The organism is Erythrobacter sp. HI0063 (assembly GCF_001635685.1).
In the GTDB taxonomy this organism is placed as follows: domain Bacteria; phylum Pseudomonadota; class Alphaproteobacteria; order Sphingomonadales; family Sphingomonadaceae; genus Qipengyuania.
Map to the genome: position 1 here is coordinate 1 of NZ_LWFF01000206.1, position 350 is coordinate 350.

Below are 350 nucleotides of genomic sequence, written 5' to 3' on the forward strand. Positions count from 1 at the left end.
CTGGAACATCAAGGATCTGGCGGGCTTCAAATTCAGCCTCGCCGATCCGATCGAAACCGTTCGCGAAGTGGCCGAAGCGGCGATGCGCGCCTCGGTCGCGGAAAAGACACTGGACGAGACGTTCTCGGGCCAGGGCCGCGCGGAAATCGAACTCGACGTGCGCGAGCGCATGCAGCGCGCGCTTGACGCCTATAATGCCGGGATTACCGTAATCGGTGTCGAAATCGACAAGGCCGATCCGCCTGCCGATGTCGTGGATGCCTTCCGCGATGTGTCGGTGGCCGAACAGAACGCCGATGCGGCCCGCAACCAGGCGCGCGGATATGCCCAGCAGGTGCTCGCACAAGCCG

1 protein-coding gene is annotated in these 350 nt (G+C 63.7%); it reads left to right on the forward strand.

Features of this window, described 5'->3' with window-relative positions:
* Positions 1-350 (forward strand): SPFH domain-containing protein (locus tag A3736_RS06875; RefSeq protein ID WP_255362969.1); only part of this gene is annotated, 350 nt, incomplete at both ends.